This is a genomic window from Burkholderia sp. PR2 (genome assembly GCF_052372875.1).
GTDB classification, from domain to species: domain Bacteria; phylum Pseudomonadota; class Gammaproteobacteria; order Burkholderiales; family Burkholderiaceae; genus Burkholderia; species Burkholderia diffusa.
The window spans coordinates 503,613-526,999 of record NZ_JBQRWH010000001.1 but is presented as its reverse complement, the minus strand read 5'-3'; the positions used below and the strand labels follow the sequence as shown (position 1 = coordinate 526,999).

The 23,387-nt window shown below is 67.7% G+C and carries 23 protein-coding genes; 8 read left to right on the top strand and 15 right to left on the bottom strand.

Annotated elements, in window-relative coordinates; all coding sequences use genetic code 11:
• Positions 1–4 precede the first annotated feature (4 nt).
• Together ACT2FV_RS02395 and ACT2FV_RS02390 are read right to left on the bottom strand one after the other, a co-directional pair.
• Complete coding sequence (locus ACT2FV_RS02395) at positions 5–1,759, bottom strand: ABC transporter permease (RefSeq protein WP_124628265.1); 1,755 nt, start codon at positions 1,757–1,759, stop codon at positions 5–7.
• 80 nt (positions 1,760–1,839) lie between these two features.
• Positions 1,840–2,064 (bottom strand): phosphate transporter, encoded by a 225-nt coding sequence (locus tag ACT2FV_RS02390; RefSeq protein ID WP_444503110.1) that lies wholly within the window; start codon positions 2,062–2,064, stop codon positions 1,840–1,842.
• Positions 2,065–2,319: 255 nt separating this feature from the next.
• Here ACT2FV_RS02390 and ACT2FV_RS02385 point away from each other — a divergent pair, with 255 nt between their 5' ends.
• The 3 genes from ACT2FV_RS02385 (at position 2,320) to ACT2FV_RS02375 (ending at position 4,885) form a co-directional block, all read left to right on the top strand.
• Positions 2,320–3,264, top strand: coding sequence for a metallophosphoesterase family protein (locus tag ACT2FV_RS02385; RefSeq protein ID WP_059686111.1), 945 nt, complete (start codon positions 2,320–2,322; stop codon positions 3,262–3,264).
• Between the two features lie 23 nt (positions 3,265–3,287).
• Positions 3,288–3,629: a cupredoxin domain-containing protein gene (locus ACT2FV_RS02380; protein WP_124628263.1), complete on the top strand. Its 342-nt coding sequence runs from the start codon at positions 3,288–3,290 to the stop codon at positions 3,627–3,629.
• Positions 3,630–3,745: 116 nt separating this feature from the next.
• Entirely contained in the window at positions 3,746–4,885 is a 1,140-nt protein-coding gene (locus ACT2FV_RS02375; protein WP_444503109.1) for a patatin-like phospholipase family protein, read from the top strand.
• A 27-nt stretch (positions 4,886–4,912) separates the two neighbouring features.
• On the opposite strand, the gene ACT2FV_RS02370 is transcribed toward ACT2FV_RS02375, so the two are convergent.
• Positions 4,913–5,617: an SDR family oxidoreductase gene (locus ACT2FV_RS02370; protein WP_124905713.1), complete on the bottom strand. Its 705-nt coding sequence runs from the start codon at positions 5,615–5,617 to the stop codon at positions 4,913–4,915.
• A gap of 121 nt (positions 5,618–5,738) precedes the next feature.
• On the opposite strand from ACT2FV_RS02370, the gene gcvA reads away from it, so the two are divergent.
• The 3 genes from gcvA to ACT2FV_RS02355 all read left to right on the top strand — a co-directional run bounded on the left by gcvA (position 5,739) and on the right by ACT2FV_RS02355 (position 8,224).
• Positions 5,739–6,638, top strand: coding sequence for a transcriptional regulator GcvA (gene gcvA / locus ACT2FV_RS02365; RefSeq protein ID WP_151048498.1), 900 nt, complete (start codon positions 5,739–5,741; stop codon positions 6,636–6,638).
• A 144-nt stretch (positions 6,639–6,782) separates the two neighbouring features.
• Positions 6,783–7,091, top strand: coding sequence for an ArsR/SmtB family transcription factor (locus ACT2FV_RS02360; RefSeq protein ID WP_059449595.1), 309 nt, complete (start codon positions 6,783–6,785; stop codon positions 7,089–7,091).
• Between the two features lie 71 nt (positions 7,092–7,162).
• Positions 7,163–8,224: an alkene reductase gene (locus ACT2FV_RS02355; RefSeq protein WP_151048497.1), complete on the top strand. Its 1,062-nt coding sequence runs from the start codon at positions 7,163–7,165 to the stop codon at positions 8,222–8,224.
• Positions 8,225–8,239: 15 nt separating this feature from the next.
• Here the strand turns inward: ACT2FV_RS02355 and ACT2FV_RS02350 are convergent, their stop codons facing one another.
• Complete coding sequence (locus ACT2FV_RS02350; protein ID WP_444503108.1) at positions 8,240–8,767, bottom strand: GNAT family N-acetyltransferase; 528 nt, start codon at positions 8,765–8,767, stop codon at positions 8,240–8,242.
• An 83-nt stretch (positions 8,768–8,850) separates the two neighbouring features.
• Here ACT2FV_RS02350 and ACT2FV_RS02345 point away from each other — a divergent pair, with 83 nt between their 5' ends.
• Positions 8,851–9,462, top strand: coding sequence for a LysE family translocator (locus ACT2FV_RS02345; RefSeq protein WP_059686100.1), 612 nt, complete (start codon positions 8,851–8,853; stop codon positions 9,460–9,462).
• Positions 9,463–9,552: 90 nt separating this feature from the next.
• Here ACT2FV_RS02345 and ACT2FV_RS02340 read toward each other — a convergent pair whose 3' ends face one another.
• The gene (locus tag ACT2FV_RS02340; RefSeq protein ID WP_444503107.1) at positions 9,553–9,981 is read right to left on the bottom strand and encodes a hypothetical protein; all 429 of its coding nucleotides are present in this window, start codon (positions 9,979–9,981) and stop codon (positions 9,553–9,555) included.
• 390 nt (positions 9,982–10,371) lie between these two features.
• Positions 10,372–11,292 carry a phosphatidylinositol-specific phospholipase C gene (locus ACT2FV_RS02335; RefSeq protein ID WP_170296408.1) on the bottom strand — a complete coding sequence of 307 codons (921 nt, stop codon included), beginning with the start codon at positions 11,290–11,292 and terminating at the stop codon, positions 10,372–10,374.
• Between the two features lie 6 nt (positions 11,293–11,298).
• Here ACT2FV_RS02335 and ACT2FV_RS02330 point away from each other — a divergent pair, with 6 nt between their 5' ends.
• On the top strand, positions 11,299–12,321 hold the full coding sequence (locus ACT2FV_RS02330) for a LacI family DNA-binding transcriptional regulator (protein WP_151048494.1): 1,023 nt from the start codon (positions 11,299–11,301) through the stop codon (positions 12,319–12,321).
• 9 nt (positions 12,322–12,330) lie between these two features.
• Here the strand turns inward: ACT2FV_RS02330 and ACT2FV_RS02325 are convergent, their stop codons facing one another.
• From ACT2FV_RS02325 to ACT2FV_RS02285, 9 genes are all read right to left on the bottom strand, one after another.
• A complete protein-coding gene (locus tag ACT2FV_RS02325; protein ID WP_151048493.1) occupies positions 12,331–13,191 on the bottom strand; it encodes a carbohydrate ABC transporter permease in 861 nt (286 codons plus the stop codon).
• Positions 13,188–14,057, bottom strand: a complete 870-nt coding sequence (locus ACT2FV_RS02320) for a carbohydrate ABC transporter permease (protein ID WP_444503106.1) — start codon at positions 14,055–14,057, stop codon at positions 13,188–13,190. The genes ACT2FV_RS02325 and ACT2FV_RS02320 overlap by 4 nt, the downstream gene beginning before the upstream one ends.
• Before the next feature lie 34 nt (positions 14,058–14,091).
• On the bottom strand, positions 14,092–15,330 hold the full coding sequence (locus ACT2FV_RS02315; protein ID WP_444503105.1) for an ABC transporter substrate-binding protein: 1,239 nt from the start codon (positions 15,328–15,330) through the stop codon (positions 14,092–14,094).
• 188 nt (positions 15,331–15,518) lie between these two features.
• Entirely contained in the window at positions 15,519–16,727 is a 1,209-nt protein-coding gene (locus tag ACT2FV_RS02310) for a porin (protein ID WP_151048491.1), read from the bottom strand.
• 171 nt (positions 16,728–16,898) lie between these two features.
• Positions 16,899–17,837: a helix-turn-helix domain-containing protein gene (locus tag ACT2FV_RS02305; RefSeq protein WP_444503104.1), complete on the bottom strand. Its 939-nt coding sequence runs from the start codon at positions 17,835–17,837 to the stop codon at positions 16,899–16,901.
• Positions 17,838–17,897: 60 nt separating this feature from the next.
• The gene (locus tag ACT2FV_RS02300; RefSeq protein ID WP_444503103.1) at positions 17,898–18,488 is read right to left on the bottom strand and encodes a DUF3156 family protein; all 591 of its coding nucleotides are present in this window, start codon (positions 18,486–18,488) and stop codon (positions 17,898–17,900) included.
• Positions 18,485–19,987: an APC family permease gene (locus tag ACT2FV_RS02295; RefSeq protein WP_059599171.1), complete on the bottom strand. Its 1,503-nt coding sequence runs from the start codon at positions 19,985–19,987 to the stop codon at positions 18,485–18,487. Before ACT2FV_RS02295 ends, ACT2FV_RS02300 begins: the two co-directional genes overlap by 4 nt.
• Before the next feature lie 253 nt (positions 19,988–20,240).
• The gene (locus tag ACT2FV_RS02290; protein ID WP_444503102.1) at positions 20,241–21,581 is read right to left on the bottom strand and encodes an aspartate aminotransferase family protein; all 1,341 of its coding nucleotides are present in this window, start codon (positions 21,579–21,581) and stop codon (positions 20,241–20,243) included.
• A 95-nt stretch (positions 21,582–21,676) separates the two neighbouring features.
• Complete coding sequence (locus ACT2FV_RS02285; protein WP_444503101.1) at positions 21,677–23,179, bottom strand: aldehyde dehydrogenase family protein; 1,503 nt, start codon at positions 23,177–23,179, stop codon at positions 21,677–21,679.
• Positions 23,180–23,387: the final 208 nt, after the last annotated feature.

Below are 23,387 nucleotides of genomic sequence, written 5' to 3'. Positions count from 1 at the left end.
ACTCTCAATCGAGACGGAGCCGGGATTCCGCATAGGCGTACATCGGACGCCACAGCAGGCGGTTGAACAGGGTAACGAACAGGGACATCACCGCGATACCCAGGATGATCTTCGGGAAGTCGCCGGCGGCGGTCGTCTGTGCGATATACGAGCCGAGGCCGTGCGCGACGACCTTCGTGTCGCCCCACTGCACGAACTCGGACACGATGCTCGCGTTCCACGCGCCGCCCGACGCGGTGATCGCGCCGGTCACGTAATACGGGAAGATGCCGGGCAGGATCGCCTGGCGCCACCACTGCCAGCCGCGGATGCGGAAATTCTTCGTCGCTTCCTTGTAGTCGTTCGGATAGGACATCGCGCCCGCGATCACGTTGAACAGGATGTACCACTGCGTGCCGAGCACGATCAGCGGCGACAGCCAGATGTCCGCGTTCAGATGGAAGTGGACGATCACGATCACGAACACCGGAAACAGCAGGTTCGCCGGGAACGCCGCAAGGAATTGCGCGAGCGGCTGGATCTTCTCGGCCAGCGCGGGGCGCAGCCCGATCAGCACGCCGAGCGGCACCCAGATCACGGACGCGATCGCGATCAGCACGATCACGCGCAGCAGCGTGATCAGCCCGAGCATCAGCACGTGGCCGACCTCGCTCATCGTCACGCCGGTCGCGACGAAGCTGACGACGCGCCACGCGACGTACGCGGTCAGCACGATCACGAATGCGCCCCACACGATGTCGCCGATGCGCGACGGGCGATGGCTCGCTGCGCCACGCGCGCCGATACCGCCGAACGACGGCACGCGCAGCGGAATCCGCGCGGCCTGCGACAGCAGCCAGCCGGCCGGCACGAGCAGCTGATGAATCAGGTGCGTGCGGCGCATCATGTCGAGCAGCCAGGATTGCGGTGCGTCGCCCGACGCGGTGTTCTCCATCCGGAACTTGTCGGCCCATGCGACGAGCGGGCGGAACAGGAACTGGTCATAGGCCAGGATCACGACCGACATCGCAACGATTACCCAGCCGACCGCGCCGATGTTCTTGTCCGAGATGGCTTGCGCGAGATATGCGCCGATCCCGGGCAGCGTGATGGTCTGGTTGCCGACGGTGATCGCCTCCGACGCGACGACGAAGAACCAGCCGCCCGACATCGACATCATCATGTTCCAGATCAGTCCCGGCATCGAGAACGGCACCTCGAGCTTCCAGAAGCGCTGCCACGACGTCAGGTGGAAGCCGCGCGACACTTCGCTCAGGTCGCGCGGCACCGTGCGCAGCGACTGATAGAAGCTGAACGTCATGTTCCACGCCTGGCTCGTGAAGATCGCGAAGATCGCCGCGAGCTCGGCCCCGAGCACGCGGCCCGGGAACAGCGCGAGGAAGAACGTGACCGTAAACGAGATATAGCCGAGCACCGGCACCGACTGCAGGATGTCGAGGATCGGGATCAGCACCATGCCGGCGCGGCGGCTTTTCGCGGCGAGCGTGCCGTAGACCAGCGTGAACGCGAGCGACGCGATCATCGCGGCGAGCATCCGCAGCGTGGTGCGCAACGCGTATTCGGGCAGGTTCGACGGATCGAGCGAGATCTTCTGCGTCTGCAGGGTCGCGATCGGCGCCATCGTCTCGTGAAAGCCGACGATCGCCATCGCGAGTATGCCGATCATCAGCGGAAACGCGACCGCATCCCAGCGGTTGGGGAGCACGCGCCACGCGGACGCGTTGGCGGTGCGATTCGGATTGAAGAAGCGGATATCCATCGGTAGCGTCTTGGTCGAATTGAAAATCGATGGGACCGGCCGCGTGCCGCGCGGCCGGGTATGGCATCGGCCGGCGCGGCTCAGAACAGCTTGTGGAGCGCCCAGTACAGTGCCGCCGACTGCGCGACGAAGAGCAGCACGATCGGCAGGACCGAACTTTCCTTGACCAGACCGGGATCCGCGCTCGGGTGAGCGCCGACGTGGACGATGCCGCAGGCAACGATCGGAAAGAGCGACGCGAGACTGATGGTGCGCGTGCTCCGACCGCCCGCACCGCTGGTTTCCGTTGCCGCGGGATTCGGCATGAGGGGCTCCGGATAGATGATTCGGTGTCGCAGGCTATCGGGCGAACATGACGCAAACGTGACGTGTCACTTACAGGACATTGACGGGCCATCCATCAGCGCTCCGTCAGCGATCCGCAAGCATCGAACGCCCGCGTCAGGCCTCGCAAAGAAGCGGGAATAAATCCGTCGCCGCATCGGTATGGAATGCGAAGGCGCCGGCTAACTCCAGGACGATCCGGCCGTCCGGTTCCGTCATACGAATGCGAGGCTTACATGTCTTCATCGACTCCCACCCGCCCGTCGCGCCGCAAGGCCCTGCAATGCATGGCGTTCGGCGGCCTCGGCACGCTGTTTACGCTGTCGGGCGGCATCCTGACACCGTTCGATCTCGCGCTCGCGCAAAGCGGCGCCGCACTCCCCGCGAATGCGGGCCGGCCGCTGTTCGTGCAGATCAGCGACACGCACATCGGCTTCAACAAGGACGCGAATCCCGACGTCGCGGCCACGCTGCGGCAGACGATCGATCTGGTGAACGGGATGCCTGCCGCGCCCGCGCTCGCGATCCATACCGGCGACATCACGCACCTGTCCAAGGCGGAAGAATTCGACCACGCGTCGCAACTGCTGTCCGCGCTGCGCGTGCCCGAGTTGCACACGGTGCCCGGCGAACACGACGTGACCGACGGCTCGGGCGCCGAATATTTCAGCCGGTTCGGCAAGGCTTCCGACAACCGTGGCTACTACAGCTTCGATCACGCGGGCGTGCACTTCGTCGCACTCGTCAACGTGATGCATTTCAAGCCCAACGGGCTCGGCAGCTTCGGCGACGAACAGCTCGCGTGGCTCGCGCAGGATCTGAAGGGGCAATCATCGAGCACGCCGATCGTCGTGTTCTCGCACATGCCAATGTGGACCATCTACGAGCCGTGGGGCTGGGGCACCGGCGACGCGCCGCAGACGATGGCGCTGCTGCGCCGCTTCGGCTCGGTCACCGTGCTGAACGGGCACATCCACCAGATCGTGTCGAAGGTCGAGGGCAACGTGACGTTCCACACCGCGCGCTCCACCGCGTTCCCGCAGCCGACCGCCGGCAACGGCCCGGGCCCGGTGCCGCTCACGGTGCCGCGCGACCGGCTGCCCGCGATGCTCGGCGTGACGACCGTCGACTTCGCCGGCCATCCCGTCGCGGCGTCGCTGCACGACACGACGCTGGCCTGATGCCGATACACAAGGAGACCGACATGACCTTCCTGAAGCCCTCGACGCTGGCGGCCGCACTGATCCTGAGCGCGGCCGCCGTCGGCACGCCGCTCGCCGCGTTCGCGCAGACCCCGGCCGGCCCGCTCGTGACGATCCACAATTTCATGTTTTCGCCGATGTCGACCACGATCAAGGCCGGCACGACGGTCACGTGGAAAAACCTCGACGCGGAGCCGCATACCGTCGTCAACGACGCGGGCATCTTCCACTCGAAAGCGCTCGACCAGGACGAGACCTACTCGTTCCGTTTCGACAAGCCGGGGGTCTACAAGGTGTTCTGCGGGATTCATCCGTACATGAAGGAGACCATCACCGTGGAATGACGCGGCGCGCCGCAGCGCCCCGCGAACATCCGGCGCCACGGATGCGGCCCGACGATCGCCTACACTGGTTCCATCCGGCCGGCACCCGCCGGCCGTCACCGACCACGAGGCAAGCGATGACGGCAAGTCAACCCGCACATCCGAAACTGCCGGGCCAGGTCGTGCTCGTGCTCCAGGGCGGCGGCGCGCTGGGTGCCTACCAGCTCGGCGTATTCGAGGCGATGGAGGCGGCGGGCATTCAGCCCGACTGGGTCATCGGCACGTCGATCGGCGCGATCAACGCGGCGCTGATCGCCGGCAACGCGCCCGGACATCGCGCGCAACGGATGGCCGAATTCTGGCGACACGTCACCGAACGACCCGCCGTGAACGTGCCGGGCTTCCCGACGAGCTGGGACAAGATCGGCTCGGAACTCGCGGTCATCGGCGCGGGCCTGCCGGGATTCTTCCGGCCGAATCCCGCCGCCTGGCTCGGGCCGCTGGCGCGGGTCGGCGTCGAGCGCGCGTCTTACTACGTGGTCGAGCCGCTGCGCGACACGCTTGCGTCGCTCGTCGATCTCGACCTGCTGAACGCGGGCCGGCCACGACTGACCGTCGGCGCGGTCAACGCGTGCACGGGCACGATGCGTTATTTCGATTCGCGCGACCGGCCGCTCGGCATCGATCATGTGATGAGCTCGGGCGCGCTGCCGCCCGCGTTCCCGGCCGTGCGGGTCGACGGCACGCCCTACTGGGACGGCGGCATCTACTCGAATACGCCGGTCGAGGTCGTGCTGGACGACGCGCCGCGTCGCAGCTCGATCATCTTCTCGGTGCAGATGTGGAATCCGGTCGGGCCGGAGCCGCAAAGCATCTGGCAGGTGTCGGAGCGGCAGAAGGACATCCAGTACGCGAGCCGCACGGACAGCAACATCGCGCGGCAGCAGCAGATTCACCGGCTGCGCCACGTGATCCGGGAACTGGTCATGCAGCTGCCGGAGGCGGAGCGCACGTCGGCCGATGTGAAAGCACTCGCCGCATGGGGCTGCCAGACCACGATGCACGTGATCAAGCTCGCGGCGCCCCGGCTCGACGGCGACGATCAGTGGAAGGACATCGATTTCACACCCGCCGGCATCGCGGCCCGCCGGCAGGCCGGGTTCGACGCGACGATGCAGGCGATCGCCGCGCGGCCCTGGGATCTGCCGATGGACCCGACGGAAGGGCTCAGCGTCTGGAGTCCGGAAGAAAACCGGATCGGCGAGCGGCACAACTGATGCCTGGCGTCGCGCGCCGCCTTCCGCTTACAGCGCGCGCACGATCCCGCCGTCGACGCGAATGTTCTGCCCGGTGATGTAGCCGGCGCCTTCCGACAGCAGGAACGTCACGGTCTGCGCGATCTCCTGCGTCCTGCCGAAGCGGCCGGCCGGAATGCGGGCGACGATCTCGGGTGTCGCCGGCCAGCTGTCGATGAAGCCGGGCAGCACCGAATTGATGCGGATGTTGTCCTTCGCATACCGATCGGCATACAGGCGCGTGACCGAACTCAGCGCCGCGCGCAGCGCGGACGACACCGGCATCGCCTGCTCGGGCGCGTCGGCCGCGAAGCTCGAAATGTTGACCACCGCGCCGCCGCCCTGCTTCAGGAACACCGGCGTCACCCGGCGCAGCACGCGAACGACGTTGAGCACGATCAGGTCGAGCCCTTCGTGCCACTTGTCGTCCTCGATGGCGAGCAGGTCGCCCTTCGGCGGATGCCCGGTGTTGTTGACGACCGCGTCGATGCGGCCGTACTTCGCGAGCGTCCCGTTCACGAAACGCTCGATGTCGGCGTCGTCGGTGACGGATCCCGCCATACCCAAACCGCCGAGTTCCGCGGCAAGCTCGACCGCGCTGCCGGACGGCGACATCAGCGAGACGCGATAACCGTTGCTCGCAAGATCCCGCGCGATCGCGGCGCCCATGCCCTTGCCCGCCGCCGTCACCAATGCCACTTTCTCTACAGTCATGCTGTTCTCCCGAATAGGTCGGCTCAACGCCGCGATCGTCGTGCTGAAGCGCCACTCTAGGACTCTATAATCGCCTTGTCGAACGATGATTTCTCCACACACACTGTAGATTTTCTACTGCATGAAGGCTCTGTCGCGTACCCGTCGCCTCCCGCCGCTCAATGCGCTTCGCGCGTTCGAGGCCGCCGCGCGCCACCTCAATTTCCGGCTGGCCGCCGACGAACTCGGCGTGACCCAGGGCGCGGTGGCGCAGCAGGTCAGGCATCTGGAGGACGTCGTGGAGATTCAGCTGTTCCGGCGGCTGCCCAGGGGGCTGGCGCTGACGCGCGAAGGGCTCGAGTACTTTTCGTCGGTCCAGCGCGCGCTGCAGATAATCGCCGATGCCACGGACGCACTGGGCCAGCGCCCCATGGTCCTGACGGTCAGCACGACGCCGTCGTTCGCGTCGAAGTGGCTGATCCCGCGCCTGTCGGACTTCGGTCGCCTGCATCCCGACATCGAGGTTCGCGTCATCGCCGACGAGCGCCTTGCGTCGTTCCGTGCCGACGGCGTCGACATCGCGATCCGGCTCGGCAAGCCCGCGTTCCCCGCCGGCCTGGTCGCGGAATTGCTGTTTCCGCTCGACATCTTCGCCGTCGCCAGCCCGAAACTGCTCGAAAGCGGCCCGCCGATCCGCACACCCGCAGACTTGTCGAAGCATGCGCTGTTGCACGACGCGCACGACCTGTGGCCGGAGTTCATCGAGAAGCTCGGCGGAAAGGGGCAGACCGATCCTACGAAAGGGCCGCGGTTCAGCCAGTCGCTGCTCGCCATCGACGCCGCCGTCGCGGGTCAAGGCATCGCGCTGACCAGCGAGCCGCTCGTCGAACGCGATATCGCGCAAGGCCGGCTGCGCCGCGTGTTCGATTTTTCGTTTCCGATGTCGCTCGGGTTTTACGTCGTCTTTCCGCAGGCCAATGCCCATTCGGAAGCGCTCGAGGCCATGCGCCGCTGGCTGTTCGCGCAGTACGGGGGCGCGTGATTCGCTGATGCTCCGACCGACGAACAACCCCACTTGCATCAGTGCCTTCATGCGTATCGCAATTTTCCGATATATGATTCGCCCATCGACGATACCTATTTGCACCGGTTTTCCGGACGAACGCCCCAAACACCACACCCTTCCATGCCGACCGAACTCGACATCGACGCGATCCTGAAAGCGCTTTCGAACCCCGTGCGCCGGGAAATCCTCGTCTGGCTGAAAACGCCGGGCGCGCATTTCCCGGAGCAGACGCTGCCGTACGACCACGGCGTCTGTGCCGGGCAGATCGACGCGCGCTGCGGGCTGTCGCAGTCGACCGTCTCCGCGCACCTCGCGACGCTGCAGCGCGCGGGGCTCGTGACGTCGACGCGGATCGGCCAGTGGGCGTTCTTCCGGCGCAACGAGGCCGTCATCGATGCATTTCTCGACGCCCTGCGCCGTGAACTCTGACCCAGGCCATGCGGGCCGCACGCCGCGCACGACGCGGCGGTAATCCCGCCCTTCTGAAAAGGTTATCTGCCATGCCCACTCTGTTCGATCCCGTTACCCTCGGCGACCTGACCCTGCCGAACCGCGTCGTGATGGCGCCGCTCACCCGTGCCCGCGCAGGCAGCGCGCGCGTGCCCAACGACCTGATGGCCCGCTATTACGCCGAGCGTGCGTCGGCCGGCCTCATCATCAGCGAAGCAACCTCGGTCACCCCGCAGGGCGTCGGCTACGCGGACACGCCGGGCATCTGGTCCGACGAGCAGGTGGAAGGCTGGAAGCGCGTGACGCAGGCCGTGCACGCGGCCGGCGGCCGCATCGTGCTGCAGCTCTGGCACGTCGGCCGGATTTCGGACCCGGTGTTCTTGAACGGCGACCTGCCGGTCGCGCCGAGCGCGATCGCCGCCGGCGGTCACGTGAGCCTCGTGCGGCCGCCGCGACCGTTCGTGACACCGCGCGCGCTCGAACTCGATGAAATTCCGGGCATCGTCGCCGCGTACCGCAAGGGCGCCGAAAACGCGAAGAAGGCCGGCTTCGAAGGCGTCGAGATCCACGGCGCGAACGGCTACCTGCTCGACCAGTTCCTGCAGGACAGCACCAACCACCGCACCGACGCGTACGGCGGCCCGATCGAGAACCGCGCGCGCCTGCTGCTCGAAGTGGTCGACGCGGCGATCGACGTGTGGGGTGCGGGCCGTGTCGGCGTGCATCTCGCGCCGCGCGGCGACGCGCATACGATGGGCGATTCCGACCCGGCCGCGACGTTCGGTTACGTCGCGCGCGAACTCGGCCGCCGCAAGATCGCGTTCATCTTCACGCGTGAATCGTATTCGGGCGACCAACTGAGCCCGCGTCTGAAGGAGGCGTTCGGCGGCCCGCTGATCGCAAACGAGCAATTCACGCTCGAATCGGCGCAGGAGACGCTCGCGAGCGGTCACGCCGACGCGATCGCGTGGGGCAAGCTGTTCATCGCGAACCCGGACCTGCCGCGCCGCCTCGAACTCGGCGCACCGCTGAACAAGCCGGTGCCGGAGACGTTCTACGCCGAAGGCGAAACGGGCTACACCGACTACCCGGCGCTCAGCGACGCGGCCTGACGGGCGGCGACGCGTTCATGCGCGCACGTGAGCGCGCATGAACACGCGCTGCGTCTCGTCGAGCCCGCGTGCCACGTGATGCGCGCGAATCGCGCGCAGCGTGTCGTCGAGCGATGCGTCGTCGATGACGTCGAAGCCCAGGCGCGCGTAGTACGGCGCGTTCCATGGCGCGTCGCGGAACGTCGACAGCACGACCTGTGCGATGCCATCCTGCGCGGCGCGCGTCATGATCCGTTCGATCAGGCGCGCGCCGATCCGCTGCCCCGCGTGCGACGGCGCGACATCCAGCTCCTCCAGATAAAGCCGCCGCGCATCGAGCAGCCGGTAGAACGCAAAGCCCACGCACGTCCCCGCTTCGTCCGTCGCGACATACGCGCGACCCTCGTCGATGCGCATGCGCACGTCGGCCGCATCGGTCGGCTCGCCTTCGGCGATGTCGGGCATGCCGATGTCGCGAAAGCGCTGGGCGGCGGCCACTTCCACGGCGGCCATCGCGGCCGCGTCTTCCCGCGTGGCGGGACGAATCCGGATCGATACTGTCATCACGACGAGGTAGGCAGGCGGGAACGGCCGTCACTATAATCGAAACTTCATACGTTTCGAACGCCCTGCCCACGAGGTCCGTCATGACGCTGTCCGCGCTCGCCGTGTTCGCCATCGCCCTGCTCGTCACCGCCGGCACGCCCGGCCCGAGCGTCGCCGCGCTCGTCGCGCGCGTGCTGACGAACGGCGTGCGCGACGTGCTGCCGTTCCTCGCGGCGATGTGGATCGGCGAGGCGCTGTGGCTCACGCTGGCGGTTGCCGGGCTGTCCGCGTTCGCGCGCACGTTCGCGACGGGCCTGCTCGTGCTGAAGCTGCTCGGTGTCGCGTACCTGCTGTTTCTCGCGTGGAAGATGTGGACCGCGCCGACCGACACGAAGGCCGGCGACCTGCCGCGCGGCCAGTCGCCGTGGCGCATGTTCGTCGCGGGCACGCTGGTCACGCTCGGTAACCCGAAGATCATGCTCTTCTATCTCGCGCTATTGCCGACGATCGTCGACCTGACGCATGTCGGTGTCCTCGCGTGGACCGAACTCGTCGGCACGATGCTCGCGGTCCTGATCCTGGCCGACTGCTTCTGGTCGCTGCTCGCTTCGCGTGCGCGTGCGTTCCTCACGTCGGCACGCGCGAAGCGGATCGCGAACCGCACGAGCGCGACGGCGATGGCCGGTGCGGCGGTGGCGATCGCGACGCGCTGAACGGCACGGCCGCACGCGCATCCGCACGACGTCTCGTCGTTGCGAAACGGGGCGGACCGCCGCGTCCGCCCGTCAGCGCACAACAGCGCGTTACGGTGTCCCGGCGCTGCAGCAATACGCGAGCAGGAACGTCGCGGTGCCCGGACCGCCGTGCACGATCGCGCTAATGTCGCTGTTCAGCTTCGCCATCGCTGCCACCACGTAATCCGGCGCGGGCAGCTTCGCCGTATTGAAGTCGTGTACCGCAACCGCGACCGGCTTGTTGTCCTTCGTCTTCGGCGAAGCCAGCGCCCGGTCTTCCGCTGCGAATCGCTGATCGCGCGTGGCGACTGCACCGACCTGCCCGTCGCAATAGCCGTGCGTTCCCGACATGATGTGAATCGTGTGACCGTCACCGCTCAACCCGGACGCGATGGTATTCAATGCCGCTGCGACGTCCCTGACGTTGCACGGGCCGTGAAAGCCCCAGATCTGCACCGCATTCGGGGTGCCCTTCGTGATGTTGACGAGCGTTGCCATGACCTCTCTCCTTGCAGTCCTGCGTCGTGGACAGTTCGCGGCGAAGCAGGCGCTGCCTTCCACGACGACGTTCATGGGCCGGCGCGATGCCGAACACACAGTGCCCGTTGCCTCGCGCCGAGTTGAGAAACATCCGGATATCCGCGACGGACTCGATCGAACCGCGCCCGCCACGAACGGTTCAACCTTATCCATCGGCCTCGGTTCGCAACATGGACCGCTCGTCATACATTCGGCAACGTGCCGATCTTCACGGGAAGCGGAGGTCCCGCCACACGCCACGCAAAATCAGGCACAGGTGTACAGCGGGCCGCAGGCCACGTGTCGGCACCGACGCGCAAGATTTCGGTTACCCAACCTTCCACCAAACGCTCGCCCTGCCGGTCTTCACTAGCACCCCGCCAGCCTGCGCCTGTCACCCGGCTCGCGCACGTGATCGTTGCATTCGACCAGCGCCCGCACCAATGCCCAGTCATCGTCGTCGCAGAAATCGAGCAGCATCGCGCCATACGAACCCCGTTGCTCGCGCAACCGCGCCGCGAGCCGCGCCTGAATCCCCTGCACCCTGCCGTCGCCGCGCGCGACCACCGACGGATTCGCGCCCATCCCCGTACCGCTGCAGAAATTGATCGCCCAGCGGCCGCTTTCCGGCGACGGCATGCCGGTCAGCAGCGCATCGATGACGCGCCACTTGTAGTTGATCGACCCGGCAACGGGCACACGGTATTCGTCCTGGATCACGAACGCCGCATCGGGATGATCGATCGTGAAGGTCGCGTTGTCGGGCCACGCGGTCAGGTCGATGCCCAGCGGCCGGCTGCTGCGGAACCGCCTCAACAACACCACCGCGCCGCGCACGTCGCCGAGCGCCGGCAGCGCGCCGCCCGCATGCCAGCGCAACCGCGGGTGCCGCGCACGATGCGCGTCGAACGTCGCATCGAAACCGCGCGTGCACGCCTGCGCGGGCCATTCGTCCTTCACCGACATCACGATGCATTCGCGCGGATGCGCATCGAGAAAACGCGTACAGTCCGCGAGCACGTCGTCGAACGACATGCCGAGCGCGATCCCGCCGTGATGGATGTCGAACGCATCGCACCGGTGCCGGCAGCGGATGTCGAGCAGCCGCACGCCGTGCGCGAGCTGCGCGGCGAGCGGTGCGCGCTGCGTGCGCACGAGCGGATCGTCGACCGTATACGCACAGGTGTCATGGCTGCCCGGTAGGGTCAGCGTATGCAGCGGCCGCGCGTCGTCGAGCGCCGACATCCAGTCGGCCAGCGGCGTGGAAGCTTCGTATCGCGAAGGGATCATGAATCGATGAGTGACAAGGAAAGAAAAACGTGGGTGACTGCATCGGATGTCGCCGTGCGGGCCGGCGTGTCGCGCTCGGCGGTGTCGCGTGCGTTCTCGCCGACGGCGAGCATCGCACCCGAAACGCGCGAACGCGTGATGGTGGCCGCGCGTGCGCTCGGCTACCAGGTCAACCTGATCGCGCGCGACATGATCACGCAGCGCAGCAGCATGATCGGCGTCGTGACGGCCGGGTTCGAGAATCCGTTCCGCGCGCGGCTTCTGTCGGACCTGATGGCCGCGCTCGGTCAGCGCGCGTTCACGCCGCTCGTCACCAACGCGGATGATCCGCACCAGGTCCGGCAATCGCTCGAACGGCTGCTCAGCTACCGGATCGCGGGCCTCGTGATGACGTCCGCGTCGCCGCCGCTGTCGGTCGCGCGGCAGTATCTCGATCACCGGATTCCCGTCGTGATGATCAATCGCGAAGCGAACCTGCCGGGTGCGGATGTCGTCATCAGCGACAACGCGGCGGGCGCCGCCCATGCCGCGCAACGGCTCGTGCGGGCCGGCGCGCGCCGGCTCGCGTTCGTCGGGCCGCGCACGGCGAGCTACAGCGCACGCGCACGTGCGGATGCGTTCGCGCTGGCGCTGCAACGCGGCGACGCGTTCGATGCGGTACTCGTCAACATGATCGATACGCGCTCCGATACACATGCATGCGGCATCGACGCCGCGCGGCAACTGTTCGCATCCGGCGACCGCCCGGACGGCGTGTTCTGCTCGTCCGACCTGCTCGCGCTCGGCGTGATCGACGCCGCCCGCGACGCATTCGGCTTGCGCGTGCCCGACGACCTGCGCGTGATCGGCTTCGACGACATCCCCGCCGCCGAATACGACGCGTATCGGCTCACGACACTGCGCCAGGACACGCAAGGTCTCGCGCACGCGGCAGTCGACCTGCTCGCCGACCGGATCCAGACGTTCGACGGCGCATCGCGCACGCGCGTCGTGCCGGTTACGCACGTGGTCCGGCACAGCTGCGTGTAACGCGTCGCGTCACTTCAGTCCGCCCGCGAAGCCACGCAGCAGGTAGCGTTGCACGTAGCCGGCCACGGCCAGCGTCGGCAGCGACGCCAGCAACCCCGCGCTCATCAGGTCGCCCCAGTCGATGCCGTTCTCCGTCACGTAGCCGGCGATTGCGAGCGGCAGCGTGAAGCGGCTCGGCGTCGACACGAACAGCAGCGCGATCAGGAACTCGTTCCAGGCGGCGATGAACACGAAGATCGCCGTCGCGATCAACCCCGGCGCGCACAGCGGTAGCACGATCTGCACGAGCCGCCGCGCGAGCCCCGCACCGTCGATGCACGCGGCCTCCTCGTATTCGACCGGCACGTCGCGCACGAACGCGAGCAGCATCCAGATCGCCATCGGCAGCGCGTAGATCTGGTAAGCGAGCATCAGCCCGAGTGTCGAATCGAGCAGATGCAGCCGCTTCGCGAGTGCGAACAGCGGCACCGCGATCGTGATCGGCGGCATCAGCTTCAATGCCAGCACGAGCATCAGGAACAGCAAGTCGAGCCGGGCCGGAAACCGCAGCCGCACGAGCGCATACGCGGCAGGAAGCGCGAGCGTCAGCGCGAGCAGCGTCGTGCCGAACCCGACCAGCAGCGAATTGGCGAGCGGCGCGCCGATGCCGTTCGACCAGACCGACTCAAAATGCTCGAGCGTCGGCGCGGCCGGCAAGATTCGCAGCGGATGATCGAGGCGCTCGAGCGTCGGCATGAACGCCGCGCCGGCCATCCACAGGCACGGCAGCAGCAACAGCGCGAGCGCGGCGGCGCGCAGCATCCACGGCACTGCGCGACCGAATGCGGCACGCGTTCGTGCGTGCGCGATGCCCGCGGGTCGCGCCATCATGCGCGCCGATTGCGAACCGTCTGCCATACGTACCCCGAAACAAGCAGCGCGGACGCCGCGAGCATCAGCACCGACGCGGCACTCGCCGGCCCGACGTTGAAGAAGCGGAAGCCCGTGTCGTAGATGTAGGTCGACAGCGTCTGCGTCGCGTTGCCGGGGCCGCCGCCCGTGAGCGCATAGACCTTGTCGAACAGCTTGAACGTGTCGATCGAGCGCAGCAGCAGCGCGAGGCCGATCTGCGGCGCCGCGAGCGGCAGCGTGATGTCGCGCAGGCACTGCCACTCGCTCGCGCCGTCGGTGCGCGCGGCTTCGTACAGCTCCTGCGGGATCGATTGCAGCCCGGCCAGCACGATCAGGAACGCCATCGGCGTCCACTGCCAAACGTCGACGAGCGCGAGTGACCACAGCGCGAGATGCGGATCGGACAGCCAGCGCACGCCTTCCATGCCGAACGCGGCGAGCAGCGCGTTGAGGAAGCCGTCGAAATTGAGCCAGTTGCGCCAGATCGCCGAGCACACGAGCGTGGACAGCATCATCGGCAGGATCGCGAGCGGCAGCGCAATGCGCCGCCCCGGAAACGCGCGCACGAACAGCAGCGCAAGACCGAAGCCGAGCGCGACTTCAACGAGCGATGCCGCGATCGTGAAGCGCAGCGTGTTGCCGAAGCCGGCCGCGAACGCATCGTCGCCGAGCACTGCGCGATAGTTCGCGAGCCCCGCGAATGCGCGGCGGCCTGCCGTGTAGTCGACCTGGCAGAACGAGTCGATCAGCACCTGCGCGACCGGGTACAGCGCGAGCGCGGCCAGCACCAGGAGCGCGGGTCCGAGCAGCGCGACGAACGCCAGGCTGCGGCCGAGGGCTTTCATGCGCGGCTTCCCGATGACGCGTGGCGGCAAGCCGTCACTTGCCCGCCGCGGCCATCGCCTGCGCGATCTTCTGCTGCGCCTGGCGCAGTGCTGCGTCGGGTGCGGCCTGCCCGGTCAGCGCGAGCTGCAGCTGGTCGCCGAGAATGCTCTCGACCTGCTGCCAGTCCTTCACGCGCGGCCGCGCACGACCGGCCTCGAGCGCCTTCAGCTGATCGGGATACCAGCGGTACTGGCGCACCAGCGCCGGATCGGCGAACACGCTGCGGCGCGTCGGCGGAATGCCGATCCCGGCGAGGCGCGTTTGCGTGTCGCGCGAACTCAGGTAGACCAGGAAGTCCTGCGCGAGCTTCGCGTGCGGCGCGTCCTTCGGAATCCCCATCTGCCAGATGCCGAGCATCGGCGCCGGGCCGGCCGTCTGCCCGGGCGGCTGCTGCAACGCGATCTGCCCGACCACGCGCGACTGCTTCGGATCGTCGAGCGCCGGAATCCACGCCGGCCACACCTCGATCGACTGCGCGGCCGTGCCGCGCTGCAGCGCATCGCGCACTTCGGCGGCGCCGTACACGTCGACGTCCTTCGGCGCGGAGGCCTTCAGCGCGAGGAACGTCTTCAGCGCGGCCTGCGACTCGCGCGAATCGATCGTCACGTTGCCGGCACGGTCGAACACGTCGCCGCCATAGGCCCACAGGATCGGCAGGAAGCCCGTCACGACCGGGTTGCCCTTGGTGCCGCGGAACACGACGCCCGACACGCTCTTGTCCGCGCCACCGACGGTCTGCGCGATCTTCAGCACGTCGTCCCAGTTGCGCGGCGGCTGCAGCTTGTATTTCGCGAGCAGGTCCTTCCGGTACGCGAACATCTCGACGTTGCCGACGATCGGCAGCGCGTACAGCGCGCCCGCCGAGTTGCGGCCCAGCGCGACTGCCGACGGCACGAGATCGGCGTCCGCGAGCGATGCCGGCAGCGGCTTCAGCCAGCCGTTGCCGATGAATTCGGGCGCCCACGTGTCGTCCATCATCACGAGGTCGTACGTGCCGGTTCCTTCGCGCATCGACAGCTTCAGCTTCTGGTACAGGTTCGCGTTCGGCAGCTTGAGCAGCTCGATGTCGGTGCCCGGATGCAGCTTGGTGAAGCCGGCGACGGCGTCGGCGAGCCCCTTGCCATAGATGTCGTCGCGGCCCGCGATGACGAGATCCGCCGCGAAGGCGTGCGAGGCGGCAAGGGACAGCGCAACGGCGGCGGACAGCGCGCGCAGGCGGCTCAGCAGGGTCATGTGGTCTCTCTCGATCGGCGTGGTGGCGGGTCGGCCTCGCGTTGCACACGTGTGCAACACGTGCGACGCTTCGGGCGTCCTGAAGCGAACGCCATTGTTCACGTCGATCGTTAAGAATTTGTGGCACGCGGCGGAACCGGCCGGCCATCGCAGCCGGCCGCCCCGACCGCCTCGCCACGCGCGCGCCGTCAGAAGTTCACGCGAATCCCGGCCATCACCGCCAGCTGCCGGCTCGAATTGCTGTTCGCGAGCACCGGAATCTGCGCGTAGTTCACCGCATTGCCGTTCGCGTCGGTGCCGAGCCCCGTGCCGCTCGAGATCTGGCCGATCGCGACCGCATACAGCGCGGTGCGCTTCGACAGGCTGTAGTTCGTGCCGACGTTGACCTGATGGAAGCGCGTCGTGCCGCGCCCGTCCGTGTGCGCGGCATTGAAGATGTATGCGACGCCGCCCTGCAGCGCGGGCGTGAACATGTACGTGACGTTCAGCTCGCCGATGTCGAACGTGAACGCCTGCTTGCGCGGCTGCGCGTCGGTCGAGAAATAGCGGCTGTCGCCGAGGCGCGTGTGCGTGTAGGTCAGTGCGACCGTCGCGGCGCCGAGCGTCACCGAGCCGCCCGCGCCGAACGCACGCATCGAGCCGGCGTCCTGGAGCAGGCAGTACATCGCGCCCGGATTGCTGCACGCGAAGTCGCCGATATAGCCGCTCGCGCCGCCGAGCGCGGCGTCGAGCGGCTGGTGCAGGTCGAGATAGCCGACCGAGAACGCGACCGGCGCACGCGTGTAGGTCGCGGCGACCGCATAGCCGCGCTTCGCGGAAAAGTCGCCGGCCTGCCCGCCGAAGCTGAACGTGCCGCCGAACGTCAGGCCGTTGAAGTCGGCGCTGGTGAACTTCACCGCGTTGTTGAAGTTGAACGCGGCGTTCAGGTTGTCGACGTCGCCGAGATGCGAGCCGTACGGCGTCGCCCAGTTGTTGCTCGATACGTATGCGCCGAGCATGTCCGTGTACGAATCGTACTGGCGGCCGAGGCCGAGCGTGCCGATCGAATCCTGGCGCAGCCCGACCCACGCCTGCCGGCTGAACGCGGTGCCGCCCTGCAGCGCCTGCCCGTTCGCGGACAGGAATTGCTGCTCGAGCGAAAACACCGCGTCGAGCCCGCCGCCGAGCGGCTCGGCACCCTGAAATCCGAAGCGGGACGGCACGAGGTTGCCGCCGCCCATCTGCCATGCGTGGCCGCTGCCGGTGCTGCCGTCGGCGCGCGTGAACTGCTGGTTCGTCGAATAGATGATGCCTGTGTCCACGGTACCGTACAGCGTCACGCTGCCCGATGTTTGCGCGTGTGCGTTCATGCAGCCCAGCGCGGCCGCGGCCGCGGCCAGTCTTCTTCCGATCTTCATGTCCCGCCCCTCTGATGTCATCGATTCGCAGTGCAGATCGATGGTGTTGTCGATATGGGTGACAGGACTCTATCCAGCGAAAATTCGGGACCCCTATCCCAAATCAGCAAATGATGAAGCGAACGGGCGACACGCGACCGCGCCCGGCAAAACCGGCGCGATGCGCAAACGTCATTCGGGACGCAGGGTCTGCGACGGCAACTCGCCGAACAGGTCGCGATACTCGCGTGCGAAATAGCCAAGATGCGTGAAGCCCCAGCTCGCGGCGGCCTCGCCGACGCCGAGTTGCTGCGCCGAGGTCGTGCGCAGCAGGCGCCGCACCGCATTCAGCCGGATCGTGCGCAGATAGCCAACGGGCGTGACGTCGGCGACGCGCTGGAAGCTCGTCTGCAGGGTGCGGCGGCTGCAGCGCAGCGCGCGGCACAGTTCGAGCACGGTGACGGGTTCCTCGGGCCGGTCGCGCAGGTGTTTCTCGCAACGGCTGACGATATCGCTGTAGGTCGCGTGCGTGATGTCGCGGCGCTCGGCGCCGATGCCCTGGTCGAGCGCATCGAGGAACATGCCGAGCATCGCGTCGCGGAACATCTTGCGGGTGGCCGCATATTCGAGGCAGTCGGGGTTGCGCTGGGCGTCGTCGATCAGCGACGACAGCCGCGCGCCGAGCGCGACGCCTTGCGCGTCCGACAGCCGCGTGACGTGCCGCAGCTTGCGCGCGCCGGCCGCGCCGAACTCGGCTTCGCACAGCTCGTCGATCATGTCCGACGCGGCGCTGATCCCGACGAGCCCCATCCCTTCCGGCGTGTGGAATTCGAAATCCTCGCCGGCGCGCAGCGCGAGCAGCGCATAGCCGTCGACCGGCTGGCCCTGGAACGTGCCGGCGAGCGGCATCGACAGCGGCACCGCGAGCGACGTACGCCCGGCCGGCGCAACGCCGGTTTGCGCGACACGCCGGTTGGTCGTCTCGCGGAAGAAATGGAACTCGTCGTACAGCACCTGCGTGACGGTGCCTCTGAACCGGCCCGGCGTCATCTGGCGGTAGACCTGATGCCAACCCGCGATCGCGAGCCCGTGGTCATGCACGTCTTCGTGTGAGCGTGACTGGAACAGCATCGGCATCTCCGGTGAAACCCTGAATCCGCGTTGCGCCCGCACGGCGCGCAACGGCATAGCTTACCCCCGCAAAATTCCGCGTAGTGCAGTTTCGAATGCAAGGCAGGCCACCGACAGCTCGGTGGCCTGCTCGCCGGTCAGGCGGACATAGCGCCGAAACGACGGCATCCGGTTCACGATCTCGCTGCCGCCGAACGGCACGACGGCGAGCGTCCAGCGCCCGTCGCGCGCGGCGATTCCGCATTCGGTCAGGTGCAGCGGGCGTAGCGCATCGGCAAGTGACGAATCGGCGACGAGCGCGGCCACCGCCCTCACGAATCCGGGGTCGCATCCCGGCGCAGGCGCGGCCGCGATGCCGGTGCGCCGCAGCCAGCCCGTCTGCAGCACGCGCGCATGGCCCTGCGCGGGCGGGCCGTCGGCACTGATCGACACCTGCACGCTGACCGTATGCATCAGGAACTGACGGTCGACGCGTTCCTCGATGCTCACGCGCACGCCGTTCGGCAGCCGGGCCAGCGGTTCGGCAGCGCCGCAGTGCGCATCGCGCACCGCACCGAGGTCCGCCAGCACGCGCGCGGCGATCGCGCCGGGCCGGTAGCCGGGCGGCGGCGTGTCGGGCGCCGCGCGCCACCGAGTGAATGCGAGCCTCACGACGCGACGTGCTCGTTGCGCAGCACTTCCTCGACCGGCACCGGTTTGAACGGATGCCGGCGCTGCACGACAACCGTCCAGAACAGCGCGTACAGCGCGGTGAGCCCGAGCATTGCGCCGAACGGCACGTAGATGTCGCGCGCGTTCATGCCGGGTGGCGTGATGTACCAGATCGCGAGCACGATACCGACGCTCGACACGATCTGCGGCAGCGGGAACAGCGGCGAACGATACGGACGCGGCAGATCCGGGCGGCGGATGCGCAGCATCACGACCGACGCGGTGACGAGCAGATACGCGGTGCCCCACGCGCAGGTCGCGGCGAGCACGAGGTGCAGGATACTGTCGAGGTTGCCGTTGATCAGCCACGCATGGAAGATCGGCACGATCGCCGACGCGACGATGCCGACCACCGGCGTCTTGAAGCGCGGATGCAGATACGCGAAGCAGCGCGGCAGCGCGCCGTCGATCGCCATCCCGTACAGGATGCGCGGCAGCCCGGCCATCAGCGTGTTGATCGTCGCGGCGCCCGCGCACAGGAACGCGATACCGAACCACACGCGGCCGAAGGGCCCCAGCACCTGCAGCGCGAACGCGGGGATCGCGCCCGGCGTGTCGAGCAGGTGCGTGAGGCCGTCCGGGCTCACCGGCACGTTCGCGACCTGGCGGCGGATTGCCGCGCCGTACAGGAACATGCAGATCGCGACGCCGACGAGGCCGAGCGCCATCGCGCGCGGGATCGTGCGACCGGGGGACTTCATTTCCGGCGCGAGCGGCGTGACGAACTCGCAGCCGACGAACATGAACATCGCCATCCCGACCAGCGACAGCACCGCCGGCACCGACGTGCCGACTTCCGAGCCGCCGAACCAGCCGTCGAGATGCACGGCCGGCGCGGCCGCGAGGCCGAGAATGCCGAAGATCATCAGCGACAGCCACATGCCGGCCGTCAGCACGATCTCGAGCTTGCTGAACACCTTGATGCCGATGATGTTGGTGATCGCGAAGGTGACGACGAGGCCGACGCCGACGAGCCAGGAACTGTTGTGCTTCTCGAACGCGGCGTTCAGCGATTCGAAGTTGACGAGCGCCATGATGCCGCTCAGGATCGTCTCCGCCGTGCCGGCGAACACGTGCACGAGGAAATACGCGGAAATCGTGCCGGTGATCGCCCAGAAGCGGCCGAGCCCGCACGACAGGTAATCGTAAACCGAGCCGGCCGTGGGCAGCATCGCGGCGGCTTCGGAGAAGGTGGTCGCCTGCGCCTGCATCATCACGAACGCGATGATCATCGCGACCGCGAACGCCCAGCCGCCCATTCCGAAGCCCGACGTCGCGGTGAGAATCACCGGGCTCGCCATGATGAGGCCGACGGCGCTCGCCAGCGCGGTCGGAAAACCGACCGCGCCCGCCTTCAGCACCGTGCCGCCGCCTGCTTCAGCCGACTTGCCGGCGGGCGTATCGCCCGCGGCGCCGGTCACTCCAGACCATCCCGACATGTTCGTCTCCTTCCCTTTTTGGGCGGAGCCGGCGCTGCGGCGCCCGCTCCGTTCCGTGCTTCGCGGTCGGCCCGGGGCGGCGCATAAGCACGTCGCCACCGGAGCCCCAGTCGATCCAATCCGGATCCGATGTCGAAAAAATACGCAGGCAAAATAATCCGGTCATAGCGCAAATCGGCAAACCGGCGGTGGAGAACGGGTTATCCCGCCCTCCACCGCCGGTTCGGCGTCACGCGATTCCCGCTTTACGGCCTCACGCGAATGGCACGGCCTCGAAGCCCGCCGCGAGCGCGTCGACGATCCGGTCGAGCTGCTCGCGCTGGATCACGAGCGGCGGCGACAGGATGATCTTCGTGCCGACCGGGCGCACCAGCACGCCATGCTCGCGCGCCACTTCCGCGACGGCGTTCGCGTAGCCCGACAGTGGGTCGATCGGCTCGCGGGTCTGCTTGTTCGCGACGAGGTCGAGCGCGAGCATCAGCCCCTTGCCGCGCACCTCGCCGACCGCCGCGAAGCGTTCGGGGAACGACTGCAGCGCTTCAAGCAGATACGCGCCCTGCTTCGCCGCGTTCGCCGGCAGGTCTTCCTTCACGACGATGTCGAGGCTCGCGATCGCGGCCGCGCAGGCAACCGGGTGGCCGGCGTACGTGTAGCCGTGCATGATCGCGCCGCCAAAGTCCGCGTTCGCGGCGAACGCATCCTCGATCCGCGCGTTCACGGCCGTCGCGCCGAGCGGCACGTAACCGGACGAGATCCCTTTCGCGAGACACATGATGTCCGGGCGCACGCCCCAGCCGCGACTGCCGAACATGCTGCCGCTGCGGCCGAAGCCCGTCACGACTTCGTCGGCGATCAGCAGCACGCCGTAGCGATCGCACACCTCGCGCACGAGCGGCCAGTAGTTGGCCGGCGGCACGATCACGCCGCCCGCGCCCTGCACCGGCTCGGCGATGAACGCGGCGACCGTGTCGGGGCTCTGGAACTGGATCTCGCGCTCCAGCATTTCCGCGCAGATCCGGCCGAGTTCCTCCGGATCCTGCGTGAACGGATTGCGGTACAGCCACGGCGTCTCGACGTGGAAGCAGCCGGGCAGGTTCGGTTCGTAGTTGCGGCGGAACACCGTGTTGCCGTTCACCGATGCGCCGCCGAAGTGCGTGCCGTGATAGCCCTGCTTCAGCGAGATGAACTTCGTGCGATCGGCCTGGCCGCGCACCTTCCAGTACTGGCGTGCGATCTTCAGCGCGGTCTCGATCGAGTCGGAGCCGCCCGAGCTGTACAGCACGCGGCGCATTCCTTCAGGCTCCAGCATGTCGATCAGCTTCTTCGACAGCTCTTCCGCGCGCGGATGCGAGATGCCGTCGAACAGCTGGAAGTATTCGAGTTCATCGAGCTGGCGCACGATCGCATCCTTCACTTCCTGGCGGTTGTGCCCGACGTTCACGTTCCACAGACCCGCGACGCCATCGACCAGCTGCTTGCCGGTTTCGTCGAACACGTAGCAGCCGTCGCCGCGCACGACGCGGATCGGCTTGCGCTGTTTCATTTCGTTCGGGTGCAGCATCGGGTGCCAGAACTTCGCTTCGTTGTAGCTCATTGCAGTCTCCACTTTCGGATCGTTTGAACCGCGATCGCTCGCGTTCGAGGATCGGGGGTCGAGGTTTTCGGGGTGTTCGGAACGGATGCCGCGCGTCAGTGCGCGATGCACACGGATTTGGTTTCGGTGAAGCCTTCGATCGCGTACTGGCCGAACTCGCGGCCGATGCCCGACTGCTTGTAGCCGCCGAACGGCATCGACGGGTCGAGCGGAATGTGACAGTTCACCCACACGGTGCCGGCCTCGATCTGCGGCACGAGATTCATCACGCGCTTCAGGTCGTTGCTCCAGATGCTCGCGGCGAGGCCGTACGGCGACGCGTTCGCGAGGCGCACGGCGTCGGCCGCATCGTCGAACGGCACGACGACGATCACCGGGCCGAACACCTCGTCGCGCACGATCGCGCTGTCGGGATGCGGATCGGCGATCACGGCAGGCTTCACGTAGTAGCCGGGCAGGTCGTCGGCCGGCGTGCCGCCCGCGAGGAACGTGAGGCCCGCGCGGCGCGCCCCCTCGATGTGCTGCACGACGTTGTCGCGATGGTGCGCGGAGACGAGCGGGTTGATCTGCGCGGTGGTGTCGAGGCCCGCGCCGAGCTTCATCGACTGCGCGACGCCCGCGAGGCCGTCCGCGAGTTGCGCGAACTTGCTGCGGTGCACGTAGATGCGCGACGCGGCCGCGCACACCTGTCCCTGGTTGAAGAACGCGCCGGCGGCGACACCGTCGAGCGCCTGCGCGACGTCGACGTCGTCGAGCATCACGATCGGGTTCTTGCCGCCGAGTTCGAGCGAGAAGCGCGTCATGTTCTGCACGGCCGCCGCGCCAACCTGCTTGCCGGTCGCGGTCGAACCCGTAAACGAGATCTTCGCGATCGACGGGTGGCTCGAGAGTGCGGCGCCGCACGTGCGCCCGCCGGTGACGACGTTGAACACGCCGGGCGGCACGCCGGCGTCGAGGGCGAGTTCGGCGAGGCGCAGCGCGGTGAGCGGCGTTTCCGGCGACGGCTTCAGCACGATCGTGCAGCCGGCCGCGAGTGCCGGGATCAGCTTCCACACGGCGATCATCAGCGGGAAATTCCACGGCACGATCGCGGCGACCACGCCGACCGGCTCCTTGCGCGTATAGGCCGTATAGCGCGCGCCGGGCGGGAACGGGATCGACACGTCGAGCGTCTGGCCGGTGATCTTGGTCGCCCAGCCGGCCATGTAGCGCACGTATTCGACGCTCGCGCCGACCTCGATCGCGCGCGACACGTGGATCGACTTGCCCTGGTTCAGCGTTTCGAGCTGCGCGAGCGTTTCGGCATCGGCTTCGATCAGGTCGGCGAGCTTCAGCAGGATGCGCTCGCGGTCGGCCGGGCGCAGCCCGCTCCACACGCGGGTGTCGAACGCATGCTTCGCGCTGGCGACCGCGCGCTCGACGTCGTGCGCGTCGGCATCCGCGACCGTCGCGAGCCGCTCGCCCGTCGCCGGGTCGTACACGTCGAGTCGCGCGGCCGCGTGCGCGGGCTGCATGGCGCCGTCGATGAAAAGGCCGAAATCGCGTGCGACGAAGGTGCGCACGGTGTCGCTGACCGCGACGAAGTGTGTGGTGCTCATGGGCGTCTCGATGATTGTCGTGGCTGGGCCGCGTGCGCTCCGGCATGCGGGTGTCGAACCACTGTATCGACGAGGGATCGCGCCCCGTGAGCGCAAATTGGCAAGCGCGCGGGGGATCGAAACGCGGGTGAGTCGGGAACGGGGAATGAAGGCGACCGAGCGCCGCGCTATCGTCAGATGAATCGCGCGGGATGCACGCGGGTGCGGA

What these genes read in the sequence shown, in the direction of transcription:
- ACT2FV_RS02350 (WP_444503108.1), bottom strand. Translation starts at nt 8,767, where the DNA reads ATGACAGTATCGATCCGGATTCGTCCCGCCACGCGGGAAGACGCGGCC.
- ACT2FV_RS02395 (WP_124628265.1), bottom strand. Translation starts at nt 1,759, where the DNA reads ATGGATATCCGCTTCTTCAATCCGAATCGCACCGCCAACGCGTCCGCG.
- ACT2FV_RS02285 (WP_444503101.1), bottom strand. Translation starts at nt 23,179, where the DNA reads ATGAGCACCACACACTTCGTCGCGGTCAGCGACACCGTGCGCACCTTC.
- ACT2FV_RS02340 (WP_444503107.1), bottom strand. Translation starts at nt 9,981, where the DNA reads ATGGCAACGCTCGTCAACATCACGAAGGGCACCCCGAATGCGGTGCAG.
- ACT2FV_RS02315 (WP_444503105.1), bottom strand. Translation starts at nt 15,330, where the DNA reads ATGACCCTGCTGAGCCGCCTGCGCGCGCTGTCCGCCGCCGTTGCGCTG.
- ACT2FV_RS02335 (WP_170296408.1), bottom strand. Translation starts at nt 11,292, where the DNA reads ATGATCCCTTCGCGATACGAAGCTTCCACGCCGCTGGCCGACTGGATG.
- gcvA (WP_151048498.1), top strand. Translation starts at nt 5,739, where the DNA reads ATGAAGGCTCTGTCGCGTACCCGTCGCCTCCCGCCGCTCAATGCGCTT.
- ACT2FV_RS02370 (WP_124905713.1), bottom strand. Translation starts at nt 5,617, where the DNA reads ATGACTGTAGAGAAAGTGGCATTGGTGACGGCGGCGGGCAAGGGCATG.
- ACT2FV_RS02320 (WP_444503106.1), bottom strand. Translation starts at nt 14,057, where the DNA reads ATGAAAGCCCTCGGCCGCAGCCTGGCGTTCGTCGCGCTGCTCGGACCC.
- ACT2FV_RS02295 (WP_059599171.1), bottom strand. Translation starts at nt 19,987, where the DNA reads ATGTCGGGATGGTCTGGAGTGACCGGCGCCGCGGGCGATACGCCCGCC.
- ACT2FV_RS02305 (WP_444503104.1), bottom strand. Translation starts at nt 17,837, where the DNA reads ATGCTGTTCCAGTCACGCTCACACGAAGACGTGCATGACCACGGGCTC.
- ACT2FV_RS02325 (WP_151048493.1), bottom strand. Translation starts at nt 13,191, where the DNA reads ATGATGGCGCGACCCGCGGGCATCGCGCACGCACGAACGCGTGCCGCA.
- ACT2FV_RS02345 (WP_059686100.1), top strand. Translation starts at nt 8,851, where the DNA reads ATGACGCTGTCCGCGCTCGCCGTGTTCGCCATCGCCCTGCTCGTCACC.
- ACT2FV_RS02390 (WP_444503110.1), bottom strand. Translation starts at nt 2,064, where the DNA reads ATGCCGAATCCCGCGGCAACGGAAACCAGCGGTGCGGGCGGTCGGAGC.
- ACT2FV_RS02385 (WP_059686111.1), top strand. Translation starts at nt 2,320, where the DNA reads ATGTCTTCATCGACTCCCACCCGCCCGTCGCGCCGCAAGGCCCTGCAA.
- ACT2FV_RS02360 (WP_059449595.1), top strand. Translation starts at nt 6,783, where the DNA reads ATGCCGACCGAACTCGACATCGACGCGATCCTGAAAGCGCTTTCGAAC.
- ACT2FV_RS02355 (WP_151048497.1), top strand. Translation starts at nt 7,163, where the DNA reads ATGCCCACTCTGTTCGATCCCGTTACCCTCGGCGACCTGACCCTGCCG.
- ACT2FV_RS02290 (WP_444503102.1), bottom strand. Translation starts at nt 21,581, where the DNA reads ATGAGCTACAACGAAGCGAAGTTCTGGCACCCGATGCTGCACCCGAAC.
- ACT2FV_RS02330 (WP_151048494.1), top strand. Translation starts at nt 11,299, where the DNA reads ATGAGTGACAAGGAAAGAAAAACGTGGGTGACTGCATCGGATGTCGCC.
- ACT2FV_RS02310 (WP_151048491.1), bottom strand. Translation starts at nt 16,727, where the DNA reads ATGAAGATCGGAAGAAGACTGGCCGCGGCCGCGGCCGCGCTGGGCTGC.
- ACT2FV_RS02380 (WP_124628263.1), top strand. Translation starts at nt 3,288, where the DNA reads ATGACCTTCCTGAAGCCCTCGACGCTGGCGGCCGCACTGATCCTGAGC.
- ACT2FV_RS02375 (WP_444503109.1), top strand. Translation starts at nt 3,746, where the DNA reads ATGACGGCAAGTCAACCCGCACATCCGAAACTGCCGGGCCAGGTCGTG.